The sequence below is a fragment of the Collimonas arenae genome, from assembly GCF_001584165.1.
GTDB lineage: Bacteria > Pseudomonadota > Gammaproteobacteria > Burkholderiales > Burkholderiaceae_D > Collimonas > Collimonas arenae.
In genome coordinates this window covers 3532413-3554464 of sequence record NZ_CP013233.1, presented here as the reverse complement: position 1 = coordinate 3554464, position 22052 = coordinate 3532413, and the positions used below count along the sequence as shown (strand labels likewise).

The window sequence follows — 22052 nt, the reverse complement described above, 5'->3', positions numbered from 1 at the left end:
AAAAAGGCCACGGCTTACGCCGTGGCCTTTCCTTGATATTGCCGGAAAATGCAGCTTAACGCGCCGCTTCAGCCAGCGACAGAGCCAGCTTGTTGTGGTGCTCCAGCACACTGCCGAGATCAACCGTGGTGAACTGGCCATCACGCACCACCACGCGGCCGTTGATGATACTGTAGGCGACATCCGCTGGCGTGCAGAAGACCAGCGCCGCCACCGGATCGTGCCAGCCGCCGGCAAAGCCGACCTTGTTCAAATCGAACAGCACCAGATCGGCCGACATGCCTGGTTTCAGTGCGCCGATGTCGTCGCGGTTGAGCACTTTGGCGCCGCCGAGCGTGGCCAGCTCCAGCGCTTGCCGCGCCGTCATCGCGTCGGGGCCGAAACCGACCCGCTGCAACAGCATCGCCTGTCGTACTTCGCCCAGCATGTGGGCGCCGTCGTTGGATGCCGAACCATCGACGCCGATGCCGACCGGTACGCCGGCGTCGACCATCTTGCGGATCGGCGCGATGCCGGAAGCCAGCCGCATGTTGGAGCAAGGGCAGTGGGCGATGCCGGTGCCGGTACGACCGAACATGTAGATGCCTTCGTCGTCCAGCTGCACACAGTGCGCATGCCAGACGTCATGGCCAACCCAGCCGCAATCCTCTGCATATTCAGCCGGCGTCATGTTGAATTTCTCGCGGCTGTAGGCGATGTCGTTGACGTTTTCCGCCAGGTGGGTATGCAGTGAAACGCCATGCTGGCGGGCCAGAATCGCCGATTCGCGCATCAGGTCGCGCGATACCGAAAACGGCGAGCAGGGTGCCACCACGATGCGCTGCATCGCATGGCGGTTGCTGTCGTGATAGGTTTCGATCAGGCGCTGGGTATCCCGCAGAATCGCCTTTTCATCTTCCACCACGCGGTCCGGCGGCAAGCCGCCTTTCGACTGGCCGACGCTCATCGAGCCGCGTGCGGCGTGGAAACGCATGCCGATCTGCTGCGCCGCTTCGATGCTGTCGTCCAGCTTGCAGCCGTTTGGATAGATGTACAGGTGATCGCTGCTGGTGGTGCAGCCGGACATGATCAGTTCAGCCATTGCAGTCAACGTCGATACCTTGATCATCTCTGGCGTCAGGTTGGCCCAGATCGGATACAGGTTAGTCAACCAGTTGAACAGCTCGCCATTCTGCGCCGCCGGAATCACGCGCGTCAGGCTTTGGTACATGTGGTGATGGGTATTCACCAAGCCCGGGATGACGACGTGATTGCCGGCGTCGATCACTTCGTCGGCGGATTGCGGCAGGTCGGCGCTGTCGCCGACCTGTTCGATCATGTTGTCGCGGATGAACACCGCGCCGCCGGCGATTTCACGACGCGCGTCGTCCATGGTGACGACGACACGCGCATTTCTTATCAATAAAGTTTTAGACATGAGCTATGGAAAAAAATACGCTGGTTCAAGACCTTGAGCTACCTTGCTCAAGGTTTTGATGTAAAGCGGCGTAGGAAATCCAGCAAGATTTGCGCCGATACTTCAGCATCATCCGCAGTCATTGTTTCCAATGGATTGTGGCTGATGCCGCCGTTGCCGCAACGCGTAAACAGCATTGCGACATCGGTTATTTTAGCGATGGTCATGGCATCATGACCGGCGCCGGAAGCCAGTTTGAACGGTTTTACGCCAGCCCGCTCGGTGGCTGCAGACAATTGCTCCATCAACCACGAGGCGCACGGTGCGGCCGGAGCCGACACCATCTTCTCGATATTCGCTTCGACGCAGCGGCGTTCGCAGACCGTCTCGATGTGACGCAACACATCTTCCACTGCAGCATCGCGCACCGTATCGTCTGCCGCACGGATATCCAGCGAGAATACGCAGGCGCCAGGGATCACGTTGGTCGAGCCGTTCGGCACCTGCAATTGGCCGACGGTGCCGACCAGCGACGCGTGCTGGTCTTGGCTGCAGCGCTGCTCCACATACAGCAGGATTTCAGCGGCGGCCGCAGCAGCGTCCTTGCGCATCGACATCGGCGTGGTGCCGGAGTGGCTGGCGACGCCTTTCAGTTGCACCATGTAGCGGCAGCTGCCGGCGATCGATGTGACGATGCCGACCGGCAGGTCGCGCTGCAACAGCACCGGGCCTTGTTCGATATGCACTTCGACGTAGCCCAACAAATCGGCTGGATTGCGCGCGATGGCAGGAATTGCTGCTGGATCGTGGCCGGCCTTCAATAACGCATCGCGCATGCTGATGCCATCGCGGTCGAGATTATTCAGCAGCTCCATGTTGAATTGGCCGATGATCGCATTACTGCCGAGGAAAGTGCTCTTGAAGCGCACGCCTTCTTCTTCGGAAAAGCCGACGATCTCGAAATGGAACGGCAGCTTTTCGCCGCGTTCATGCAAGTGTTTGACGATGGCGATCGGCAGCAGGATGCCTTCGCGGCCATCGTATTTGCCGCCGTTGCGCACCGTGTCGTAGTGCGAGCCGGTCATCAGCGTCTTGGCTGCCGGATTATCGGATAGATAACGGCCGACCACGTTGCCGACTGCATCGATCTCGACCTGCATGCCGGCTTCGCGCATCCATGCGGCGATTTGCGTTGCCGTGCGGCGGTGCGCGTCGGTCATGTAGGCGCAGGTGAGGCCGTTGTCGTCATCGCTCCAGGCGCCGATCTGTTCCGCCCATTGCATGATGGTCTTGCCCAGTTGCGGCGTGTAGCCGAGCAGATCGTTGGTGCGCATTTCGGCGATGCGGCCGATCTGGCGCAACGCTTCGCCCAGCTCGTCGTCGAACTGGTTTTTCAGGCGGCGGGTGAAGGTGGCGATGATGGCCTGTCGCGTCAGGCCTTGGCCGTCGGCGCCTTTGACCGCGAGGATGAACGGGAAACCGAATTTCTTGTTGTAGTCTCGATTCAGCTTTTGCAGTGTGGCGAACTCTTCCGGACTGCAATTGTGGAGCCCGGCCTTGGCTTGCTCGCCGGTCGATTCGACAGTCAGCTCGCCGGAGATGGCCGCCTTGCCCGCCAACTCCGGGTGGGCACGGATCAGGCCCAACTGTTCTTCTCGGGTAGCGTTGCTGACGACCGCCTGCATCGCCAGTTTCAGCGCTGTAATGTTGGCGAATGGCCGTTGTGCTGCGGCGCGTTCCGGAATCCACGGCGAATGTTCGTAAATGCCGTGCAGCGTCGAAACGAAGGTCTGTACATCGGCGCTATTCAATTGCTCTAGTGTTGTCATTTGTATCATCGGCGGGTCCAACCCGCTTCGTCCTTGGTTAAATCAATTCTGTTTTTACGGGTTGGAGCCGTATTGCTTCAATTTACTTTCAAAAACTTAGTGGTCGGAGCTTTGCGCAGCCGCCATTGCGTGCGCGTGGCTGTCTTCGTTGCTGCCTTTGCCATTGAAAAACAGGTTCAGTAGTACGGCCATGCTGGAAGCAAGCAGGATGCCACTATGCAGGATGGTCGACAGGAAATGCGGCATCTTGTCGAAAAAGCTTGGCGCCACGATCGGAATCATGCCTGCGCCGAAGCTGACGGCGACGATGAACAGGTTGTTGCGGTTGCGCTGGAAGTCGACGCCCGACAGGATCTTGATGCCGGTGGCCGCGACCATGCCGAACATGACGATGCCGGCGCCACCCAGCACAAATTGGGGGATCGACGCGGCAACGTGCGCCATTTTGGGGAACAGGCCGAACAACATCAGGATCACGCCGGCGGCAGCGCAGACGTAGCGGCTGCGCACGCCGGTGACGCCGACCAAGCCGATATTCTGCGAGAACGAGGTGTATGGAAACGTATTGAAGATGCCGCCGATGACGCTGCCCAGGCCATCGACGCGCAAGCCGCGCGCCAGTGTCTTGTCGTCGACTTTCTTGCCGACGATTTCGCCCAACGCAATGAACATCCCGGTCGATTCGATCATGGTCACGATCATCACCAGGCACATGCTGATGATGGAGCCGATGTCGAACTTCGGCCAGCCGTAGTGGAACGGCCGGATGAAGGCAAACCATTCCGCATCGCCGAGACCGTAGAAACTGATCTTTCCCATCGCCATGGCAATCACGAAACCGATCCCCATGCCGGTCAACACCGAGATGTTGGCGATAAAGCCTTTAACGTATTTGGTGATCAGCAAGATGGAGATCAGCACGATCAGGGCGATGCCAAGGCTGGTCGGCGAACCGTAATCGGGGTTCGGGATTTTGGTAAATACGCCGTCGACCAGGGTGCCGATCACCGGTTGGCCGCCGGCCGCCCAATTGATGCCGACGCCCATCAGCGAAATGCCGATGACGCTGATCACTGTGCCGGTCACGACCGGTGGAAAGAAGCGCATCAGGCGGCTCATGTAAGGAGCGGCAAAGACGCAGAATATGCCGGAGACAATCACCGCACCGTAGATGTGCACGATAGTCAGTTGCGGGTTGCCGGCCATCGCCACCATCGGTCCGACCGCGGCAAAGGTAACGCCCATCATGACTGGCATCTTGATGCCGAATTTCCAGAAGCCCAGGCATTGGATCAATGTCACCAGGCCGCAACAGAACAGGTCGGCGCTGATCAGGAAGGCAATGTCGCTTTTTGCCAGGTTGAGGGCGCCGCCGATGATCAGCGGCACCGCGATCGCACCGGCATACATCACCAATACATGCTGCAAGCCGAGGGCCGCGAGTTTTCCTACGGGGAGTTTTTCATCTACCGGTTCAGTATTGCTGGTCATCGTGTGTCTCCTGGGTACTAATTATAGTTAGTGCATGGGCGACATCAACCCGGTGTTCCTGCCCGACCGGCTTGCTGCGCCACAGCCTTCACAAGTCACCTGATCCTGGAAAAGGGCTCGTGCTGTCCGATACTACTTGGCCCAGCCCTTCACGATATATAGCTTGTCTGATAGTTGATTTACGTATTTGGATATATGAGGAAAACCCGTTGCCACATAAGAATCTAGTTGTGGTTTTTAGTTGTGTTGATTACTTCGCCAGCATGCTCTTGGCAGCAATGCCGATCTGCTCGCGCAGCCATTTGTGCTCGGTCGCCTGGTGCACTCGTTCATGCCACAGTTGATAAAAACGCATCGGCGGAAATTTGATCGGCAGCGTGAAGCTTTTCAGCGCCAGTGTCTTTTCATAGAAACGAGCGAACTGGCGGCCGGTAGTCAGCACCAGGTCGGTCTGCGCCACCATGTAGGGCAGCATGCCGAAGTAGGCCGATTCGACCACCACGTTGCGGTTGAGATTCTGGCTGTCGAGAAAGGAATCGATGATGCCGTGGTATCCGGGCAGTACCTGCCATGGCGCCACATGCGGCAGCGACAGATAATCCTCGACCGTCATCTTGTCCGGCTCGGTGCGCTTGGCGTAGGCGCTGTCGGCCCGCATCAGGCAAACTATAGGATCGTCGAACAGCTTGGATAAATGCAGATGCGGTGGTGGTTCATCCCAGTTGGCGATGACCAGGTCGAGATCGCCGTCGGACAGCAGCCTGACATAGTCGGTCTCCGGGCCGAGCGCATGGATCACGATGCGGCTCTTGGGCGATTCGCGACGCAGGCGCGCCACCACTTCCAGGAAGAATGGCGTATTCATGTAATCTGGCGCCGCGATATGGAAGGTGCGTGCTTCGGCCTGGGGTACGAACGCCGTCTTTTGCACGAACAGGCGTTCGGTTTCTTCGAGGATGCGCTTGGCTGGTTTCAGCAGGCTTTCGCCGTGTTGGGTCGGCACCATGCCGCGCGCGCCGCGCACCAAAAGCGGATCGCCGGTCAGCTCGCGCAGCTTGCGCAGCGATGCCGAAATCGATGGCTGAGGCTGATTCAGTTTGAGTGCGACGCGCGAAACGTTCTTTTCGCACAGCAGTAGATACAGGATGCGTATCAGATGGATATCCAGGTGGTCCGGCAGCTTGGCCATGTTGTCTCCTACTTATATTAGTATTTGTTTGTATTTGCATTTATCCGCAGTTCATTTTGTTATATGGATATGTGTATGTCAAATATATCTGAAAATCCATGTTTTGAAACGCCAATACGTTTATCTTGCGAGAATCTGAAGCGCTTTTATTACCTGAGCGCAGGCAGGGGAAAATGAAGGATGGGCAGGCAGGTATCTTGCTTTATCCGATCATGTTGGTCGTAGCGGAGCTGATATAAAACAAGGTTTATAAAAAGTTCGCGGCCGTGTTGGGGGCAATCGCTCTTATCGTTTGCAGAGCCCGCGGTGGCAGACGAGTGACAATCGTTGGGGAAGACATGGATGCATTATTAGTTTCGTACGGAGTCGAATGGCTCAATTTGCTGGTGCGCTGGCTGCATTTGATCACGGGGATCGCCTGGATCGGTGCATCCTTCTACTTCGTCTGGCTGGACAATTCGATCCGGCCGCCGAAGCCTGGCTCCGACCTGGCTAACAAGGGCGTCTCCGGCGAGTTGTGGGCGGTGCACGGCGGCGGTTTCTACAATCCGCAAAAATATCTGGTAGCGCCGGCCGAGTTGCCGGCCGATCTGCACTGGTTCAAATGGGAAGCCTACGCCACCTGGCTGTCGGGTTTCGCGATGCTGTTCATCGTCTACTACTTCAATGCTTCGGCAATGATGATCAACAAGGATGTCGCCGATCTGAACACCTGGCAAGCCATCGGCGTCGGCCTCGGTACGCTGGTGATCGGCTGGACCGTGTATGACCTGCTGTGCCGTTCGCCGCTGGGCAAGCGCGAAGGCTTGCTCGGCATCGTCATGTACCTGTTCATCGTTGCCGCCGCTTATGTACTGACGCATCTGCTGAGCGGCCGCGCCGCCTACATCCACGTTGGCGCCATGATCGGCACCATGATGGTGGGTAACGTGCTGATGGTGATCATTCCAGGCCAACGCAAGCTGGTCGAGGCGATGCGCGTCGGCAAATCACCTGATCCGATCTACGGCAAGAAAGCCAAGCAACGCAGCGTGCACAACAACTACTTCACGCTGCCGGTGTTGTTCATCATGATCAGCAATCACTACGGTATGACTTACAGCCACCCGTACAACTGGCTGATCCTGGCCGCAATTATCGCTGCCGGCGCGTTGATCCGCCACTTCTTCAACCTGCGTCATGCCGGCCGCGTTTCGCTCGGTTATCCGATTGCCGGCGTCGCCCTGTTGTTGATTGTAGCGATTGCGATTGCACCGAAGCCGATCCAGCCGGTTGCCCCTCTCGCACCGGTTGCTGCTGCCGGCGCACCGGCGACCGTGGGCGCTACCGTTGCTGCGACTTCAGCTGCACCAGTCGCCGACATGGCGCATATCCAGGAAATCATCGGCCAGCGTTGCGCAACATGTCACTCGGCGCAGCCGACCCAGCCTGGGTTTGCCACCGCGCCAGCCGGCGTCATGCTGCAGACGCCTGACCTGATCCGTCAACACGCCGACAAGATCTATCAGCAGGCTGTGCAACTGAAGGCCATGCCGCTGGCGAACATGACTCACATCACTGACGAAGAACGCGCCCTGATCGGCGCCTGGTACGCCGCTGGCGCCAAGTAAGTTCACGTCATTCCCAAAACCGGAAGCCGGTTGAGCGTTTCTGTAACGCTCAACGGTTTTCTGCGCCCGCCACCCATCAAGAAATCTTTGGAGTACGCATGTCCCAATCCATCACCATCGACGGCTTCAACCTGACTGCACAGCAAGTGGTCGACGTCGCCCGCGCCCCACACCTGCCGGTAACGCTGGCCGACTCTTCACGCGCCGCGCTCAAGGAAAGCCGCGACTACATTGAATCGACCTGGATGCACGATGAAGCGCCGATGATGTACAGCTTCAACACCGGCGTCGGCCTGCTGAAAGACACCCGCATCAAGGTCGAGCACATCGAGTTGTTCCAGACCCAATTGATCAAGGCGCACTGCGCCGGCATCGGCGAACCGTTCTCGGAAGAAGTCAGCCGCGCCACCATGCTGTTGCGCGCCAATGCCTTCGCCAGCAATTATTCGGCGCCACGGGTGGAAGTGGTCGATCGCTTGCTGGCTTTCCTGAATGCCGGCATCCATCCGATCATGCCGCAAAAGGGCTCTGTTGGCGCCTCCGGCGACCTCGCGCCGTTGTCCTACCTGGCGGCAGCAATCGCCGGTTTTGACGAAGCCGAAGTGATGTATCAGGGCCAGCGCATGAGCGCGCCTGAAGCCATCACCAAGTCCGGCGTCGGTCCGGTCAAGTTTGACCTCAAGGCCAAAGATGCGTCTGCCCTGATCAACGGTTGTACCGCTTCGCTGGCTGTAGCGGTACTGGTGGCGCACGATGCGCGCAATCTGCTGAGCGATGCCTGCCTGTCGCTGGGATTGACGCTGGAAGCGATGCGCGCCGAGATGGCCGCATTCGATCATCGCATCCAGCAAGCCCGTCCACATGCCGGCCAGATCAAGACCGCCGCCATCATCCGCAAGCTGCTGGCCGGTTCCACCCGCACCACGCACGAAGCGCGCGCGGTGCAGTTTCCGGAAGAAAGCCGCCGCACCGACATCCCTTATACCGCCCGCATCCAGGATGTGTACTCGCTGCGCTGCTCGCCGCAAGTCTACGGCCCGGTATTCGATGCGCTCGATTACATCGACAATATTGTCGACAAGGAAATCAATTCGGCCACCGACAATCCGCTGATCTTTGACAAGGAAGGCGGCGGTTTCGAGATCATCTCCGGCGGCAATTTCCACGGCCAATACCTGGCGCAGGCGATGGATTTGCTGGCGATGGCGATCACCGATCTGGGCAGCATCTGCGAACGCCGCGTCGCACGCCTGATCGATCCGACCTTGTCGTGGGGCTTGCCGCGCAACCTGATGAGCGGCGTGCGTGGCGTCAACACCGGCTATCCGGTAGTGCAATGCTCGTTGAGTTCATTGGTGATGGAAAACCGCACGCTGTGCATGCCGGGCAGTGTCGACAGCATCCCTGCCAAGGGCAACAGCGAAGACCACGTGTCGAACTCGACCTGGTGTGCGCGCAAGGCGGCCACCGTGGTGGCCAACACGCAGTACATCATCGGCGTTGAAATGCTGCTGGCGGCGCAGGCCTTGACCATGACGGAAGACTTGTTGCCGGGCTTCGTGCTGGGTAAAGGCACGCAAGCTGCGTATCAGGAAATCCGCCGTCAGATCCCAGCTTGCCTGGAAGGCGATCGCTGGTTCCACAACGATATCGCGGTGGCGCAATCGTTCGTGGTCAGTGGTTCGGTACGCAATGCGGTGGTCAAGCAGATTGGTGAGTTTGCCGGCGCCAAGTAATGCTTTCAATGGATGATCAGCAAAGTATTCGATGATTACCCGGGAAAAAATAGCCGCGAATTTCGCGGCTATTTTTTATGGTGGCATTTAGCGTTGGTTTAATCTGACCACAGCTTGCCGGCAGTCGCCCAGTTTTCGCGCTTGATTTCCTGGATGATGATATCGACCGATTCCGGTCCACAATCCAGCGTCTTGCAGGTGACTTCGGTGATGGCTTTGACGAAGGCGCGCTTTTGCTCTGCAGTGCGGCCTTCGAAGAGTTGGACGTTAAAGGTTGGCATGAGAAATATCCTTTTTGTGAGTTGTCAGTGTTGGTAGCTGGGATCGATGGCATCCAGTTTGCGCAGCAACGCCGGCCATTCCAGCACGCCTTCAGGAGTGCCATCACCCAGCAGTTGGTCGCGTGTCTTGCGGCAGACATCATGCGATGGCAAGGTCAGGCGGCCGTTGCCGACGTTGGCCATGAGCTGTATTTCGCACGCCTTGTCGAGCGTATCCATCAGCACGTAGGCTTCGGCAATGGTGCGGCCGCATACCAGGCTGCCGTGGTTACGCAGCAGCATCGCCGGTAATTTTCCGAGTCGTTCGATCATGCGACCCTGCTCGGTTGGCGTCAGCGCCAGACCTTCATAATCGTGATACGCAATCTGTTCATAAAAACGCAGCGCATGCTGTGAAATCGGTAGCAAGCCGCCGGCCTGGATGCCGATCGCTATGGCATGTGTATTGTGCAGATGCATCACGCACATGGCGTCCGGTCGCGCCGCGTGGACCGCCCCGTGGATGGCAAAACCGCTGACGTTGACCTGGTAAGGGGAGTTGCCGACGACGCGTCCCTGGGCATCAATCTTGACCAGGTTGGAGGCGCACACTTCATCGAAGCGATAGCCGAACGGATTGAGCAGGAAATGTCCCGGCTCGCCGGGCACGGTGGCTGAGATGTGGGTGTAGATCAGGTCATCCCATTGCTTCAGTGCGCACAGGCGATAACAGGCCGCTAAATCCTTGCGCACCTGCCATTCGGCGCTGCTGATGGTGGGGAGATTTGCGGTCATTGAATTTCAGATGTCAAAACGAACAAATGCCCGAGGGCGACAACATATATGAGTAAATAAAATTGCGTCATTCCCGCGAACGCGGGAATCCATGTTGACCCTAAGATGGATCCCCGCGTTCGCGGAGATGACGCCCTGCTATTTCATGTACTTATTTGCCTTGACTGACTATCAGAAACGATGACGAATGCCCAAGGCAACGCTGCTGCCGGTACTTTGATCCGTGATCTTGTCGTACATGTAGACCGCATACAGGTCGGTGCGTTTCGACATGTTGTAGTCGTAACCCAGCGACGCTGTATCGCGCTTGAGTGCTTCGCCGATTGCGTTGCCGTTGCGCTTGGTGTCTGCCCACGATGCCAGGATTGCGCCATTGCCGAGAGGAATGCTGGTGCCGAGCTGGAAGGTCTTGTCTTTCAGGTCGATATCATGCGAAGTCTGGTCGTAGGTGGCGAACAGCTTGGCGACGGTAAAATCGTATGTGGCGCCAAGGAACCAGTTCGACTGGCGTGCCGCAACCATGCCTGTTGGCAGTGGAATGTTGGTCGCCGGCTGAACGTTATTTGGCGACTGTTCCAACGGGTTGTTGACCTGGACGCGCTGGTAGTAAGCGGTCAGGGCCAGCGGGCCATGAAAATACAAGACGTTGGCGCCGATGTTGTTTTTGCCGGTGTTACCGGCCACTTCTCCGAACTGATAGTGGAAATTGGCTTTCAAACCGTTGAAATCAGGTGTCGTGTAGATGATTTCGTTGCTCCAGCCGGTATCGCCTGCCACTGAGTTGGTCCAGCCGGAAGCATTGAACCAAGGCACATCCATGTGCAGGATCAGCGGCGACAGCTTGAACGAATCGCCGAACGGATTGAACAGGATCGACGGCAGGAAGTTTGGCGCCAGGTCGCGGCCCAGAGAAATCGCACCGAAATTGCCGATCAGGCCGACATTGGCGTCGCGCGAGAACAGTGTTTCGTTGCCGTCGAAGCGGCCGGCGGCGCCAGTGCTGGAACGGAAGAACGAAGTCAGGTTGAATTTCGCCTTGAGTCCGCCGCCGAGATCTTCGGTGCCTTTGAAGCCGATCCAAGAAGTGGTCATGCCGCCGCTGTCGACCACGCTGGTGCGTCCCGAGTCGCCGCTGTACTTCAGCGAGCCGACATAAGTGTCGACCAGACCGGTTACTTGTACCGACGTCTGCGCCATGGCCGGCAATGCTATTGCACCGCCGAGGGCTGCCGCGAGTTGCAGCTTTTTAAGCTTGTTTTTTGCTGGATACATCCCTGTCTCCTGATTTTTTATAAGTGAAAAAGTGAAATTCCGGTTTGGTTTGTTGTAGAACTCATTGCATCTGTGCTGGAACGGTAATCCGTGGAACCGCCACGGCGGGTAAAAAAAACATCAAAATCTATGCGGCAAACGGGTGGGTGGCGCGCCAGTGGTCGGCGATATCGATGCGACGCGTAATCCACACCTGGCCGTGGCTCTGCACGTAATCAAGGAAACGGGCCAGCGCCGCAGCCCGTCCCGGACGGCCAACCAGGCGGCAATGCAGGCCGATTGACAGCATCTTCGGCTGATTCAAACCATGCGGATCGCCTTCGCGATACAGTACGTCGAAGGCATCCTTCAGATAATCGAAGAATTGGGTGCCGGAATTGAAGCCTTGCATGGCGGCGAAGCGCATGTCGTTGGTGTCCAGCGTGTAAGGCACGATCAATTGCGGCTTGGTTTGCGCCACGCCGTTGCCATCCTTGAAGCTGACCTGTTCCCAGAAGGGCAGGTCGTCGCCGTAATAGTCGGCGTCGTAACTGAAACCGCCATGTTCCATGACCAGGCGGCGGGTGTTCGGCGAATCACGGCCGGTATACCAGCCGAGCGGGGCGTTGCCGGTCAATTGCTTGATGATGCCGACCGCTTCGGCGATGTGCGCTCGCTCAGTGGCTTCATCGATGTTCTGGTAGCTGATCCAGCGCAAACCGTGGCAGGCAATTTCATGGCCGAGTTCCTGGAAAGCGGCGGTTGCTTCCGGATTGCGTTGTAGCGCGCGCGCAACACCGAACACGGTTAGCGGCAGGCGGCGCTCTTCAAACATGCGCAGCAAACGCCAGACCCCGGCGCGCGAACCGTACTCATAGATGGATTCCATGCTCATGTGGCGGGCCGGGAAACTCTGTGCACCGATGATTTCGGAGAGGAAGGTTTCCGAACCGGCATCGCCGTCGAGTATGCAGTTCTCGCTACCTTCTTCGTAATTCAGGACGAATTGCAGTGCAATGCGAGCCCGGTTCGGCCATTGCGGGTGCGGTGGAGTGCGGCCGTAGCCGGTCAGGTCGCGCGGATAGTTTGGATCGTTATGAGTTGTCATTGCTTAACCTGGAGTCTTTATTATCTAGTCAGTCGGGCTGGCATCATCGGCTGCGCTGGCGTTGGATCCGCTGCCGCAGTGCCTGCAATTGCCGTGCTCTGGATTATGTGCGTTGTCGCCATGATTAATATATGCCGGATAGTATATTGACCTGAACCCTGCGGTATATCATTTGTTCGATACTCATTTTCAACTAATCGATATAGGGAATTGTCATGGGAAACGCCGTTGGAAAATTAAGCACGCATGTTCTGGATATTACCCAAGGCAAGCCGGGCGTCGGCGTCAAGATTGCACTTTATGCAGTGACGGCTTCAGGACGCAGCCTGCTGAAGAATGCAGTGACCAACCAAGACGGCCGGGTTGATGTGCCGCTGCTGCAAGGCGAGGAGATGCAGGCCGGCCAGTACGAACTGGTTTTTTCGGCCGGCGACTATTTTGCCGCACAGGGAATCCAGCTGCCAAGCCCGCGCTTTGTCGACCGGGTTACCCTGGCATTCGGCATTGCCCACGCAGACCAGAACTACCATGTGCCGCTGGTGGTGTCCCCTTGGTCGTATTCGACCTATCGCGGCAGCTGACAGGCAAATCCCACTGCGGGCCGTATATCGCATGTCCGGCCCGCAGGTCTCGGCAAGGGGAATCCGCAAATTCCGACTGCCCGTCTTTCGTCAAATAACCACATCTGCGACATCAAATAGCTCTCCCGGTAAGCTTTGTGCTAAACTGTGCCTCAACATTTTTCGATAAATGGCAGGTCGGTTCCTGTAACCGATTGCAGGATCGAAATGTAAGGAACGAGTGGCGCACCAGAAGTGTTAGCCTTCTTATTCAAGTCTTATTGTCCCCGCCCTCATATTAATCCTCCTCTAACGGGCGCTGGACAGCAGTATCAACAGGTTTCTTTTGACCTGGCATCAGGTGCATATTGCCGATGCCGCTCGTTGAACATGACCTCTGCGAATTTTTTGATAAAATTTAAATAACATACGTCGTACATGAATACTATTGAGGCCAAGAAAGTCCTCGAAACTGCTTTGCTCTGTGCTCACGAGCCGCTGTCGCTTAACGACTTGAAAAAGCTGTATGCGCGAAATGGCGAAGATAGCGGTGAGGATGACGGCGAAATCAATGCAGATACGATCAGGTCAATGCTGGAGGAGCTACGCGAGGATTGGTCCGACAAAGGCATCGAAGTAGTCGCCTTGTCGACCGGCTGGCGTTTTCAGAGCCGCCCGGAGATGAAAATCTACCTGGAGCGCCTGAATCCCGAAAAGCCGCCGAAATATTCGCGGGCAACCCTTGAAACCCTGGCGATCATTGCCTACCGTCAACCGGTAACCCGGGGCGACATCGAGGAAATCCGTGGCGTCACGGTCAATTCGCAGACGGTAAAAATGCTCGAAGAGCGCGGCTGGATCGAAGCCATCGGGCATCGCGATGTGCCGGGACGCCCGGCATTGTTCGCCACCACCAAGCAGTTCCTGGACGATCTCGGCTTGACCTCGCTGGATCAATTGCCGCCGCTGCAGCAAGTAGCGAGGAATGAGATGCAGGAAGGCAATTTGCTGGAACTGCAGGCATTGGAAGCCGATCTGGAAGCAAGTATTGAAGCCAAGGCGGTGCTGGATGCCGCTGCAGCGATGGAAGCAAATGAAGTTGAAGCACCTGCTGAGCAAGAAGTCGATATCGCCGAAACGGTCGATGCGGCCGCTCAGGATGCACCAAGCCATACTTCGGACGACGCAGTTGCGGAGGCCGGGCAGGTTGCAGAACCAGTTACACCAGTAGAAGATGCAGGCGTCAACGCATCGGAAGTCATGACGGAAAATGCGACGGAGGCGGATCAGGATGAAGTTGTTCCGCCGCAGGAAGCACCAGTTGCATCGAATGAAACCCACACTCACGACCGTGCGTCCGAATCGGATGATGAAGCCACGCCAGGTCGGCATAACCAACACCTGAATAATGAACCCACCTAGTTCCAATGATGCACCGGTCGTCGACCAGACCGCCGCCACCGAACCGAAGCCAGCCAAGAAGCCAAGAGCGCGCAAGGTTGCGACGGTTGCCGCCGATGCGGTAGCCGCGCCAGATGCACCTGCAGCCGAAGTGTCAGAGCCGGCCAAGCCTGCCCGTCGTGCACCGCGCAAGAAAGTAGTCGCAGCGGCCGATGAGTCGGCAGGTGCGGCGGAAGTCGTCAACGTTGCGCCGGAGGTAGTGGCCCCGGCCAAGCCGAAGGCAGCACCGCGCAAGAAGGTTCAGGTTGCAGTTGAGTCGGCGCCTGTTGTCGAATTCGTGGTTGATCCGGCGCCGGTTGCCGATGCGCCATTCTTGAACACGGAAACTACGCCGCGTGAGCGGCCAGCCAAGCGCGGCGTGCGCGGTCCGCGCGCATTGCGCAGCAACCGTGCCGCGCAGCGTGCGCAGGAGTCGTCGGTGAACGTCACTGCCGAAGCCGGCAATGTCGCCATCGCAGAAGGTCGGGAATCGGCGCCGCAAGGCGGCGATGCTCCTGCTTTCGTGGCAGGTGAGGCGCGCCAGCCGCGCGCTGATCGTAATAACAATGGCAACAGTCGCAACGGCGAGCGCAATTCCCGCGATCGCCAGCAAAAGGGTAAGAAGCCACAGGCTGGCAAGCCGGCGCAACGTGGCGGCAAGCCAGGTTCGCGTGGCGGTGATGCAGATGACGTATTCTCTTTCGTGACCTCCGAGTCGTTCGATACGCTGGCTACGACGGAAGACGCCGCTGGCCGCCAGGCACAAAAGAGCGTGCGGCGTGATCTGACTGCAGAAGATGATGCACCGAAATTGCACAAGGTGTTGGCTGACGTCGGCCTGGGTTCGCGCCGCGATATGGAAGAGCTGATCATCGCTGGCCGGGTTTCGGTCAACAGCGAACCGGCACATATTGGTCAGCGCATCTTGCCAACCGATCAAATCCGCATCAATGGCAAGCTGTTGCAGCGCAAAGTGAGCAAGAAGCCGCCACGCGTGCTGGTCTATCACAAGCCGGCAGGCGAAATCGTCAGCCATAACGACCCGGATGGTCGTCCATCGGTATTCGATCGTTTGCCGAACATGAAGGCTGCCAAATGGCTGGCCGTCGGTCGTCTCGATTTCAATACCGAAGGCTTGCTGTTGTTTACAACTTCCGGCGATCTGGCGAACCGCCTGATGCATCCGCGCTACGGCATCGACCGCGAATACGCGGTGCGTACCTTGGGCGAGCTGGAGCAGGGCATGCGCCAGAAATTGCTGGCTGGCGTCGAACTGGAAGACGGTGTTGCGCAATTCACGAAAATTGCCGATGGTGGTGGTGAAGGCATCAATAAATGGTATCGCGTCATTATCGGCGAAGGCCGTAACCGCGAAGTGCGCCGCATGTTTGAGGCAATCGGCCTGACGGTATCGCGTCTGATCCGTACTCGTTACGGTGCGATGACTTTGCCGCGCGGCTTGAAGCGCGGCCGTTGGGAAGAGTTGGATGAAAATGCAGTGCGCGACATGATGGCAGCGCATGGCCTGGACAAGCCTGCCGGCCAGGCTGCCGGCGGCGGCAAAGGCCGTCCCGAATTCAACAAGGATCGTCAGCCAAACGGCAATCGTGCCAATAGCGCACCGCAGGGGCCAGGCGGTTACCGCGATCAGGGTTTCGGTCAGTCGCGTGGCAACCAGGGACGTGGCGGCCAAGGGCGTCCGCAAGGCGGCAACGCGCCGGCGCGCAGCCGTCAGCCAGATCCTTTGCAGACTGCGTTGGGTTTCCCTGATGCTGGACAGCCGCGGCGTAATGGCGGCGGCAATGGCTTTGCCCGCCCGGCACGGCCAAACAAGGCAGCCGGTGGCCAGTATGGTGGTCAAGGCGGGCAGCATGGCGGGCAAGGAATGCCGCGTCGTCGCCCACGCGGTTAAGTCGATTGGATAGTCGGCCATCCGGTTTGATTGATTGACCCGGATCGCTGCTTTCCTGTCGGTAATGATGTGAGTAAAAGTAGTGGCATTGCAGGAAAATAGTGTTGCTTTAATGATCAATTCATTGCTTGGGAAGCGGGGATTGTCAATAAATGCAAATTTCCTGCATTGCGATACATAGCCCAATCGTTTATAATTTACAAGTTAACAGAAGTCATTAATGGAATTAAACTTCAGGATTCAGGGTTAAACTTCGGAATTCAGGATTTGATTCGCAGCCGATCTCGTGGAAACTGCTTAAATGACAAACGATAAGAAGATGGGCAGATGCCCATTTTTTTTTTGCTTTTCGTTTTCAGCAGGTTTTTGCATTGCGCGGGGCCTGACTCAGGCAGGACGTGCAGATCTTTATTAGGGAGTTGCCTTGCAGTTGCTGGAGCTAATTGAAACAACCGTGGTTGGCATGGGCTACGAGCTGGTCGAATTCGAAAAGGCCGCGCGTGGCTTGCTGCGCGTATACATCGATTTCACGCCTGAAAATGCCGAGCAAGGTCAGATCACGGTAGAAGATTGCGAAAAAGTGACGCATCAACTGCTGCACGTGCTGACGGTAGAAAATGTCGTGTACGAGCGTTTGGAAGTATCGTCGCCGGGCCTTGATCGGCCGCTGAAGAAACTGGCTGATTATGTGCGTTTTGCCGGCAAGGAAGCAGTCGTCAAATTGCGCGTTCCGATGCCGGGTCCTGCACATCGCAAGACATTTCAGGGCGTGCTGGGCGAACCGGACGGCGAGAAGTTGAAAATCGAATTTGAAACAAACGATGGGTTGGCGATGTTGGATTTTACGCTCGCCGATGTAGACAAGGCACACTTGGTGCCGCAAGTGGATTTTAGGAGTCGCAAAGCATGAGTCGCGAAATTTTATTGTTGGTCGATGCGCTCGCGCATGAAAAAAACGTCGATCGAGATGTGGTGTTCGGTGCGCTCGAACACGCGCTTGCACAGGCAACCAAGAAACGCTATGAAGGCGATGTCGACATCCGTGTCACGATCGATCGTGAAACCGGTGAGTTCGAATCCTTCCGTCGCTGGCACGTAGTGCCGGATGAAGCTGGTCTGCAATTGCCGGACCAGGAAATCCTGCTGTTCGAAGCAAAAGAGCAGATCGACGACGTTGAAGTCGATGACCACATCGAAGAGCCGATCGAATCGGTTGAATTCGGCCGTCGCTTCGCGCAAGACACCAAACAGGTTGTGCTGCAACGCATCCGTGACGCTGAACGCGAACAGATCCTGGCAGACTTCTTGGAACGCGGCGATTCGCTGGTAACCGGCACCATCAAGCGCATGGAGCGCGGCGATGCCATCGTCGAATCGGGCAAGATCGAAGCACGTTTGCCGCGCGACCAGACGATTCCAAAGGAAAACCTGCGGATCGGCGACCGCGTCCGCGCTTTCATTCTGCGTATCGACCGCAATGCCCGCGGCCCACAAGTGATTCTGTCGCGTACTGCGCCGGAATTCATCATGAAGCTGTTTGAGCTGGAAGTGCCGGAAATCGAACAAGGCTCGCTGGAAATCAAGTCGGCGGCCCGTGACCCTGGCGTGCGCGCCAAGATCGCCGTGTATACCGCAGACAAGCGTATTGATCCGATCGGCACCTGTGTCGGCATGCGCGGTTCGCGCGTCCAGGCCGTCACTGGTGAACTGGGCGGTGAGCGCGTCGATATCGTGTTGTGGTCGGAAGATCCTGCGCAATTCGTGATTGGTGCATTGGCTCCGGCCAACGTGTCGTCGATCATGGTTGACGAAGAAAAGCATGCGATGGACGTTGTGGTCGACGAAGAAAATCTGGCGATCGCGATTGGTCGTGGTGGTCAGAACGTTCGTCTGGCGGCAGAACTGACCGGTTGGCAGATCAACATCATGACTGCGGAAGAGTCGGCCGACAAATCGGCTGTGGAAACCGCGGCGACCCGCGCCATGTTCATGGAAAAACTGGATGTCGACCAGGAAGTTGCTGACATTCTGGTGGAAGAAGGTTTTGCCAGCCTGGAAGAAATCGCCTACGTGCCGATTACCGAAATGCTGGAAATCGATTCGTTCGACGAAGACACCGTCAACGAACTGCGTAACCGGGCGCGCGACGCCTTGGTGACGGAAGCGATTGCTTCGGAAGAAGGACTGGAAGGCATGGAAGATGCGCTGGTCAATTTCGAGGGCATGGACCGCACGACAGCCGGCAAGCTGGGCTTGGCAGGAGTCAAGACACTGGCGGCGTTTGCGGGGTTGGCTTATGACGAATTCGGCGCGATCCTGGCTTTGCCGGCTGACCGTGCACGTCATTTGATTGAAGAAGAGTTTAAAGATGTGACCGACGATGAGATGAAACTCATCGATGCCAAGTACGATGATCATGCCAAGGCTCTGCAAGCCAAGGCATGGAATACAGCGGAAGCCAAGTGATCGAGTGATCCGAGAGGTTCCGTATCGTCTGCCGCGCCACATAGAAAAAGAGGACTGAATGGCGAGTAACAATGTAGCCCAATTTGCCACCGAGCTGAAAATGCCAGCAGATTTACTGCTGACACAACTTCAATCGGCTGGCGTCCAGAAAAATTCGACTGACGACGCCTTGTCGAAAGAAGACAAGGATCGCCTGCTGGAACATCTGCGTCGTTCGCACGGTGCGGTTGCCGATAGCGAAAAGAAAAAGATCACGCTGACCCGTAAGGAAACCACCGAGATCAAGCAGGCTGACGCCACCGGCAAGTCGCGCACGATCCAGGTTGAAGTGCGCAAGAAGCGTACTTTCGTCAAGCGTGATGAGCCGGTTGCCGAAGTAGCGGCAGCTCCGGCTGCGCCTGCAGCGCCCGTCGTCGACGAAGCGGAACAGGCACGCCGGGCGGAAGAAGCTCGTCGTCAAGCAGAATTGATCGCTCGCCAGGAAGCAGAATTGATCGAGAAACAAGAACGCCTGGCCAAGTTGGAAGCCGAGAAGGAAGCGCAAGCCAAGGCTGCGCAAAAAGCGGAAAACGAGGCTAAGAAAGCTGAACTGGAAGCCAAGAAAGCCGCTGCGCAAGCACCGGCCCCAGTAGCTGCCAGTGCTGATGCGCCTGCCAAGCAGGAAGATCCGGCTGCAGAAGAAAAGAAACGCCTGGCCAACGAAGAAGCCAAGCAAAAGATTGCGCAAGCCGCTAAGGAAGCTGCCGAGAAGTCGGCTGCGACGGAGCGCGCTCGCAAGGCCGTGCAGGACGAAGTGGCGCAGATCAAGGCCATGATGAATGCACCGCGCCGCGTGATCAAGGCGCCTGAGCCGGTAGCGCCAGCCGCTGCCCCGGCCAAGACCGCCGAAGGCACGTTGCACAAGCCAGCCGACAAGAAGCCAGGCGAGAAGAAAGACGACAAGAAGGTCGTGGTCGACAAGAAATCGATCAAGTCCGCTAACGTCTCTTCGACCTGGCAGGATGACGCCGCCAAGAAGCGCGGCCTCGGTATCAAGACCCGCGGCAATACCGGTGGCGGGCGCGATGGCTGGCGTGGTGGTCCGAAGGGCCGCCGCAACTCGCATGGCGACGATCACGAAAGCAATTTCCAGGTGCCGACCGAGGCAGTGGTCAAGGACATCTATGTTCCTGAAACCATTACTGTCGCCGAACTGGCGCACAAGATGTCGGTCAAGGCTTCCGAGGTCATCAAGCATTTGATGAAACTGGGCCAGATGGTCACCATTAACCAGGTTCTGGATCAGGAAACATCGATGATCCTGGTCGAAGAAATGGGCCATACCGCACACGCTGCGAAACTGGATGATCCGGAAGCACTGCTGATCGACGGCGAAGAACATGCCGACGCAGAATTGCTGCCGCGTGCACCGGTGGTTACCGTCATGGGTCACGTTGACCACGGCAAGACCTCGCTGCTGGATTACATCCGCCGTGCCAAAGTGGCGTCCGGCGAAGCTGGCGGCATTACCCAGCACATCGGTGCATATCACGTGGAAACGCCACGCGGCATGATCACCTTCCTTGACACCCCGGGCCATGAAGCGTTTACCGCGATGCGTGCCCGTGGCGCCAAGGCGACAGATATCGTGATTCTGGTGGTGGCAGCCGATGACGGCGTGATGCCGCAAACCAAGGAAGCGATTGCCCACGCGAAAGCAGCCGGTGTACCGCTGGTGGTGGCAATCAACAAGATCGACAAACCGGGCAGTAACCTGGATCGCGTCAAGCAGGAATTGATTGCCGAGCAGGTCGTGCCGGAAGAGTACGGCGGCGAATCGCCGTTCGTGCCTGTTTCGGCCAAGACTGGTGAAGGCATTGACAATCTGCTGGAGCAAGTCCTGCTGCAGGCTGAAGTGCTGGAATTGAAAGCTGCCGTCGCAGCGCCAGCCCGTGGCCTGGTGGTGGAAGCCAAGTTGGACAAGGGCCGTGGTCCAGTTGCAACGATCCTGGTGCAATCGGGTACCTTGAAGCGTGGCGACGTCGTGCTGGCTGGTTCCGCCTATGGCCGTGTTCGTGCGATGCTTGACGAAAACGGCAAGGCAATTACCGAAGCCGGTCCATCGATTCCAGTCGAAATCCAGGGCCTGACGGAAGTGCCGGTTGCCGGCGAAGAAGTCATGGTCATGGCAGACGAGCGCAAGGCGCGCGAAATCGGTCAGTTCCGTCAAGGCAAGTACCGTGACGTCAAGCTGGCCAAACAGCAAGCCGCGAAGCTGGAAAACATGTTCGACCAGATGGCCGAAGGCGAAGTCAAGAATCTGCCAATGATCATCAAGACCGACGTTCAGGGTTCGCAAGAAGCGCTGACGCAGTCGCTGCAAAAACTGTCGACCAGCGAAGTCCGGGTACAAGTGGTGCACGCCGGTGTCGGCGGCATCAGCGAGAACGACGTCAATCTGGCGGTTGCCTCGAAGGCCGTGATTATCGGCTTCAACACCCGAGCCGATGCATCGGCACGCAAGCTGGCGGAAGCCAACGGCGTCGACATTCGTTACTACAACATCATTTATGATGCGGTTGACGAGGTCAAGGCTGCGATGTCTGGCATGTTGTCGCCTGAGAAGCGCGAACAGGCCCTGGGTCTGGTCGAGATTCGTCAGGTTCTGCTGGTCAGCAAGGTCGGCGCGATTGCCGGTTGCTATGTGCTCGAAGGCTTGGTCAAGCGCGGCGCTTCGGTCCGTCTGCTGCGCGACAACGTGGTCCTGTGGACTGGCGAGCTGGATTCGCTGAAACGCTTCAAGGACGACGTCAAGGAAGTACGCGCCGGCTTTGAATGCGGTCTGACGCTGAAGAACTTCAACGATATCAAAGAAGGCGATCACCTCGAAATCTTTGAAGTTGAAGAAGTCGCACGTACCCTGTAATAGTCAAAGCACACGCATGCAGTTCAGGTGCGCAAGGCAGGAAAATCGGGCCTAAAAGCCCGATTTTCATTTTGTAATAGGCAACTCTATAAACTTACTGCGCA

Annotated in this window: 16 protein-coding genes; 8 read left to right on the top strand and 8 right to left on the bottom strand. The window is 57.4% G+C overall.

Translation table 11 applies throughout. From position 1 onward, the window contains the following. Positions 1-55 precede the first annotated feature (55 nt). From CAter10_RS16290 to CAter10_RS16275, 4 genes are all read right to left on the bottom strand, one after another. Positions 56-1417 carry an 8-oxoguanine deaminase gene (locus CAter10_RS16290; RefSeq protein WP_061534236.1) on the bottom strand — a complete coding sequence of 454 codons (1362 nt, stop codon included), beginning with the start codon at positions 1415-1417 and terminating at the stop codon, positions 56-58. 47 nt (positions 1418-1464) lie between these two features. After that, positions 1465-3225: an allantoate amidohydrolase gene (locus CAter10_RS16285; protein ID WP_061535405.1), complete on the bottom strand. Its 1761-nt coding sequence runs from the start codon at positions 3223-3225 to the stop codon at positions 1465-1467. Positions 3226-3321: 96 nt separating this feature from the next. Then, the gene (locus tag CAter10_RS16280) at positions 3322-4716 is read right to left on the bottom strand and encodes a nucleobase:cation symporter-2 family protein (RefSeq protein ID WP_061534235.1); all 1395 of its coding nucleotides are present in this window, start codon (positions 4714-4716) and stop codon (positions 3322-3324) included. Between the two features lie 250 nt (positions 4717-4966). Next, positions 4967-5905 carry a LysR substrate-binding domain-containing protein gene (locus CAter10_RS16275; RefSeq protein ID WP_061534234.1) on the bottom strand — a complete coding sequence of 313 codons (939 nt, stop codon included), beginning with the start codon at positions 5903-5905 and terminating at the stop codon, positions 4967-4969. A gap of 338 nt (positions 5906-6243) precedes the next feature. Here CAter10_RS16275 and CAter10_RS16270 point away from each other — a divergent pair, with 338 nt between their 5' ends. Beyond that, positions 6244-7515 carry a urate hydroxylase PuuD gene (locus CAter10_RS16270; RefSeq protein ID WP_061534233.1) on the top strand — a complete coding sequence of 424 codons (1272 nt, stop codon included), beginning with the start codon at positions 6244-6246 and terminating at the stop codon, positions 7513-7515. Between the two features lie 98 nt (positions 7516-7613). Further along, positions 7614-9251 carry an HAL/PAL/TAL family ammonia-lyase gene (locus tag CAter10_RS16265; protein WP_061534232.1) on the top strand — a complete coding sequence of 546 codons (1638 nt, stop codon included), beginning with the start codon at positions 7614-7616 and terminating at the stop codon, positions 9249-9251. A gap of 98 nt (positions 9252-9349) precedes the next feature. Here the strand turns inward: CAter10_RS16265 and CAter10_RS16260 are convergent, their stop codons facing one another. From CAter10_RS16260 to puuE, 4 genes are all read right to left on the bottom strand, one after another. Beyond that, positions 9350-9532 carry a 4-oxalocrotonate tautomerase gene (locus tag CAter10_RS16260; RefSeq protein WP_061534231.1) on the bottom strand — a complete coding sequence of 61 codons (183 nt, stop codon included), beginning with the start codon at positions 9530-9532 and terminating at the stop codon, positions 9350-9352. 24 nt (positions 9533-9556) lie between these two features. After that, positions 9557-10306 (bottom strand): class II aldolase/adducin family protein, encoded by a 750-nt coding sequence (locus CAter10_RS16255; protein ID WP_061534230.1) that lies wholly within the window; start codon positions 10304-10306, stop codon positions 9557-9559. Positions 10307-10477: 171 nt separating this feature from the next. Further along, positions 10478-11578 carry a porin gene (locus CAter10_RS16250; RefSeq protein ID WP_061534229.1) on the bottom strand — a complete coding sequence of 367 codons (1101 nt, stop codon included), beginning with the start codon at positions 11576-11578 and terminating at the stop codon, positions 10478-10480. Positions 11579-11705: 127 nt separating this feature from the next. Further along, complete coding sequence (puuE, locus tag CAter10_RS16245) at positions 11706-12665, bottom strand: allantoinase PuuE (protein ID WP_061534228.1); 960 nt, start codon at positions 12663-12665, stop codon at positions 11706-11708. 215 nt (positions 12666-12880) lie between these two features. On the opposite strand from puuE, the gene uraH reads away from it, so the two are divergent. The 6 genes from uraH to infB all read left to right on the top strand — a co-directional run bounded on the left by uraH (position 12881) and on the right by infB (position 21948). Continuing rightward, positions 12881-13246, top strand: coding sequence for a hydroxyisourate hydrolase (gene uraH / locus CAter10_RS16240; RefSeq protein WP_061534227.1), 366 nt, complete (start codon positions 12881-12883; stop codon positions 13244-13246). A 417-nt stretch (positions 13247-13663) separates the two neighbouring features. Continuing rightward, entirely contained in the window at positions 13664-14647 is a 984-nt protein-coding gene (gene scpB / locus CAter10_RS16235) for an SMC-Scp complex subunit ScpB (protein WP_061534226.1), read from the top strand. Then, positions 14634-16577: a 23S rRNA pseudouridine(2605) synthase RluB gene (rluB, locus tag CAter10_RS16230; RefSeq protein WP_061534225.1), complete on the top strand. Its 1944-nt coding sequence runs from the start codon at positions 14634-14636 to the stop codon at positions 16575-16577. The genes scpB and rluB overlap by 14 nt, the downstream gene beginning before the upstream one ends. 424 nt (positions 16578-17001) lie before the next feature. Continuing rightward, a complete protein-coding gene (gene rimP / locus CAter10_RS16225) occupies positions 17002-17487 on the top strand; it encodes a ribosome maturation factor RimP (protein ID WP_061534224.1) in 486 nt (161 codons plus the stop codon). Then, complete coding sequence (gene nusA, locus CAter10_RS16220) at positions 17484-19043, top strand: transcription termination factor NusA (RefSeq protein ID WP_061534223.1); 1560 nt, start codon at positions 17484-17486, stop codon at positions 19041-19043. The genes rimP and nusA overlap by 4 nt, the downstream gene beginning before the upstream one ends. 58 nt (positions 19044-19101) lie before the next feature. Then, entirely contained in the window at positions 19102-21948 is a 2847-nt protein-coding gene (gene infB / locus CAter10_RS16215) for a translation initiation factor IF-2 (protein ID WP_061534222.1), read from the top strand. The last annotated feature ends 104 nt before the right edge of the window (positions 21949-22052 follow it).

Coding starts and splice junctions, on each gene's coding strand:
- CAter10_RS16290 (WP_061534236.1), bottom strand. CDS start 1,417: ATGTCTAAAACTTTATTGATAAGAAATGCGCGTGTCGTCGTCACCATG.
- CAter10_RS16265 (WP_061534232.1), top strand. CDS start 7,614: ATGTCCCAATCCATCACCATCGACGGCTTCAACCTGACTGCACAGCAA.
- CAter10_RS16260 (WP_061534231.1), bottom strand. CDS start 9,532: ATGCCAACCTTTAACGTCCAACTCTTCGAAGGCCGCACTGCAGAGCAA.
- CAter10_RS16280 (WP_061534235.1), bottom strand. CDS start 4,716: ATGACCAGCAATACTGAACCGGTAGATGAAAAACTCCCCGTAGGAAAA.
- puuE (WP_061534228.1), bottom strand. CDS start 12,665: ATGACAACTCATAACGATCCAAACTATCCGCGCGACCTGACCGGCTAC.
- CAter10_RS16255 (WP_061534230.1), bottom strand. CDS start 10,306: ATGACCGCAAATCTCCCCACCATCAGCAGCGCCGAATGGCAGGTGCGC.
- CAter10_RS16250 (WP_061534229.1), bottom strand. CDS start 11,578: ATGTATCCAGCAAAAAACAAGCTTAAAAAGCTGCAACTCGCGGCAGCC.
- CAter10_RS16270 (WP_061534233.1), top strand. CDS start 6,244: ATGGATGCATTATTAGTTTCGTACGGAGTCGAATGGCTCAATTTGCTG.
- rluB (WP_061534225.1), top strand. CDS start 14,634: ATGAACCCACCTAGTTCCAATGATGCACCGGTCGTCGACCAGACCGCC.
- scpB (WP_061534226.1), top strand. CDS start 13,664: ATGAATACTATTGAGGCCAAGAAAGTCCTCGAAACTGCTTTGCTCTGT.
- uraH (WP_061534227.1), top strand. CDS start 12,881: ATGGGAAACGCCGTTGGAAAATTAAGCACGCATGTTCTGGATATTACC.
- CAter10_RS16275 (WP_061534234.1), bottom strand. CDS start 5,905: ATGGCCAAGCTGCCGGACCACCTGGATATCCATCTGATACGCATCCTG.
- nusA (WP_061534223.1), top strand. CDS start 17,484: ATGAGTCGCGAAATTTTATTGTTGGTCGATGCGCTCGCGCATGAAAAA.
- CAter10_RS16285 (WP_061535405.1), bottom strand. CDS start 3,225: ATGACAACACTAGAGCAATTGAATAGCGCCGATGTACAGACCTTCGTT.
- infB (WP_061534222.1), top strand. CDS start 19,102: ATGGCGAGTAACAATGTAGCCCAATTTGCCACCGAGCTGAAAATGCCA.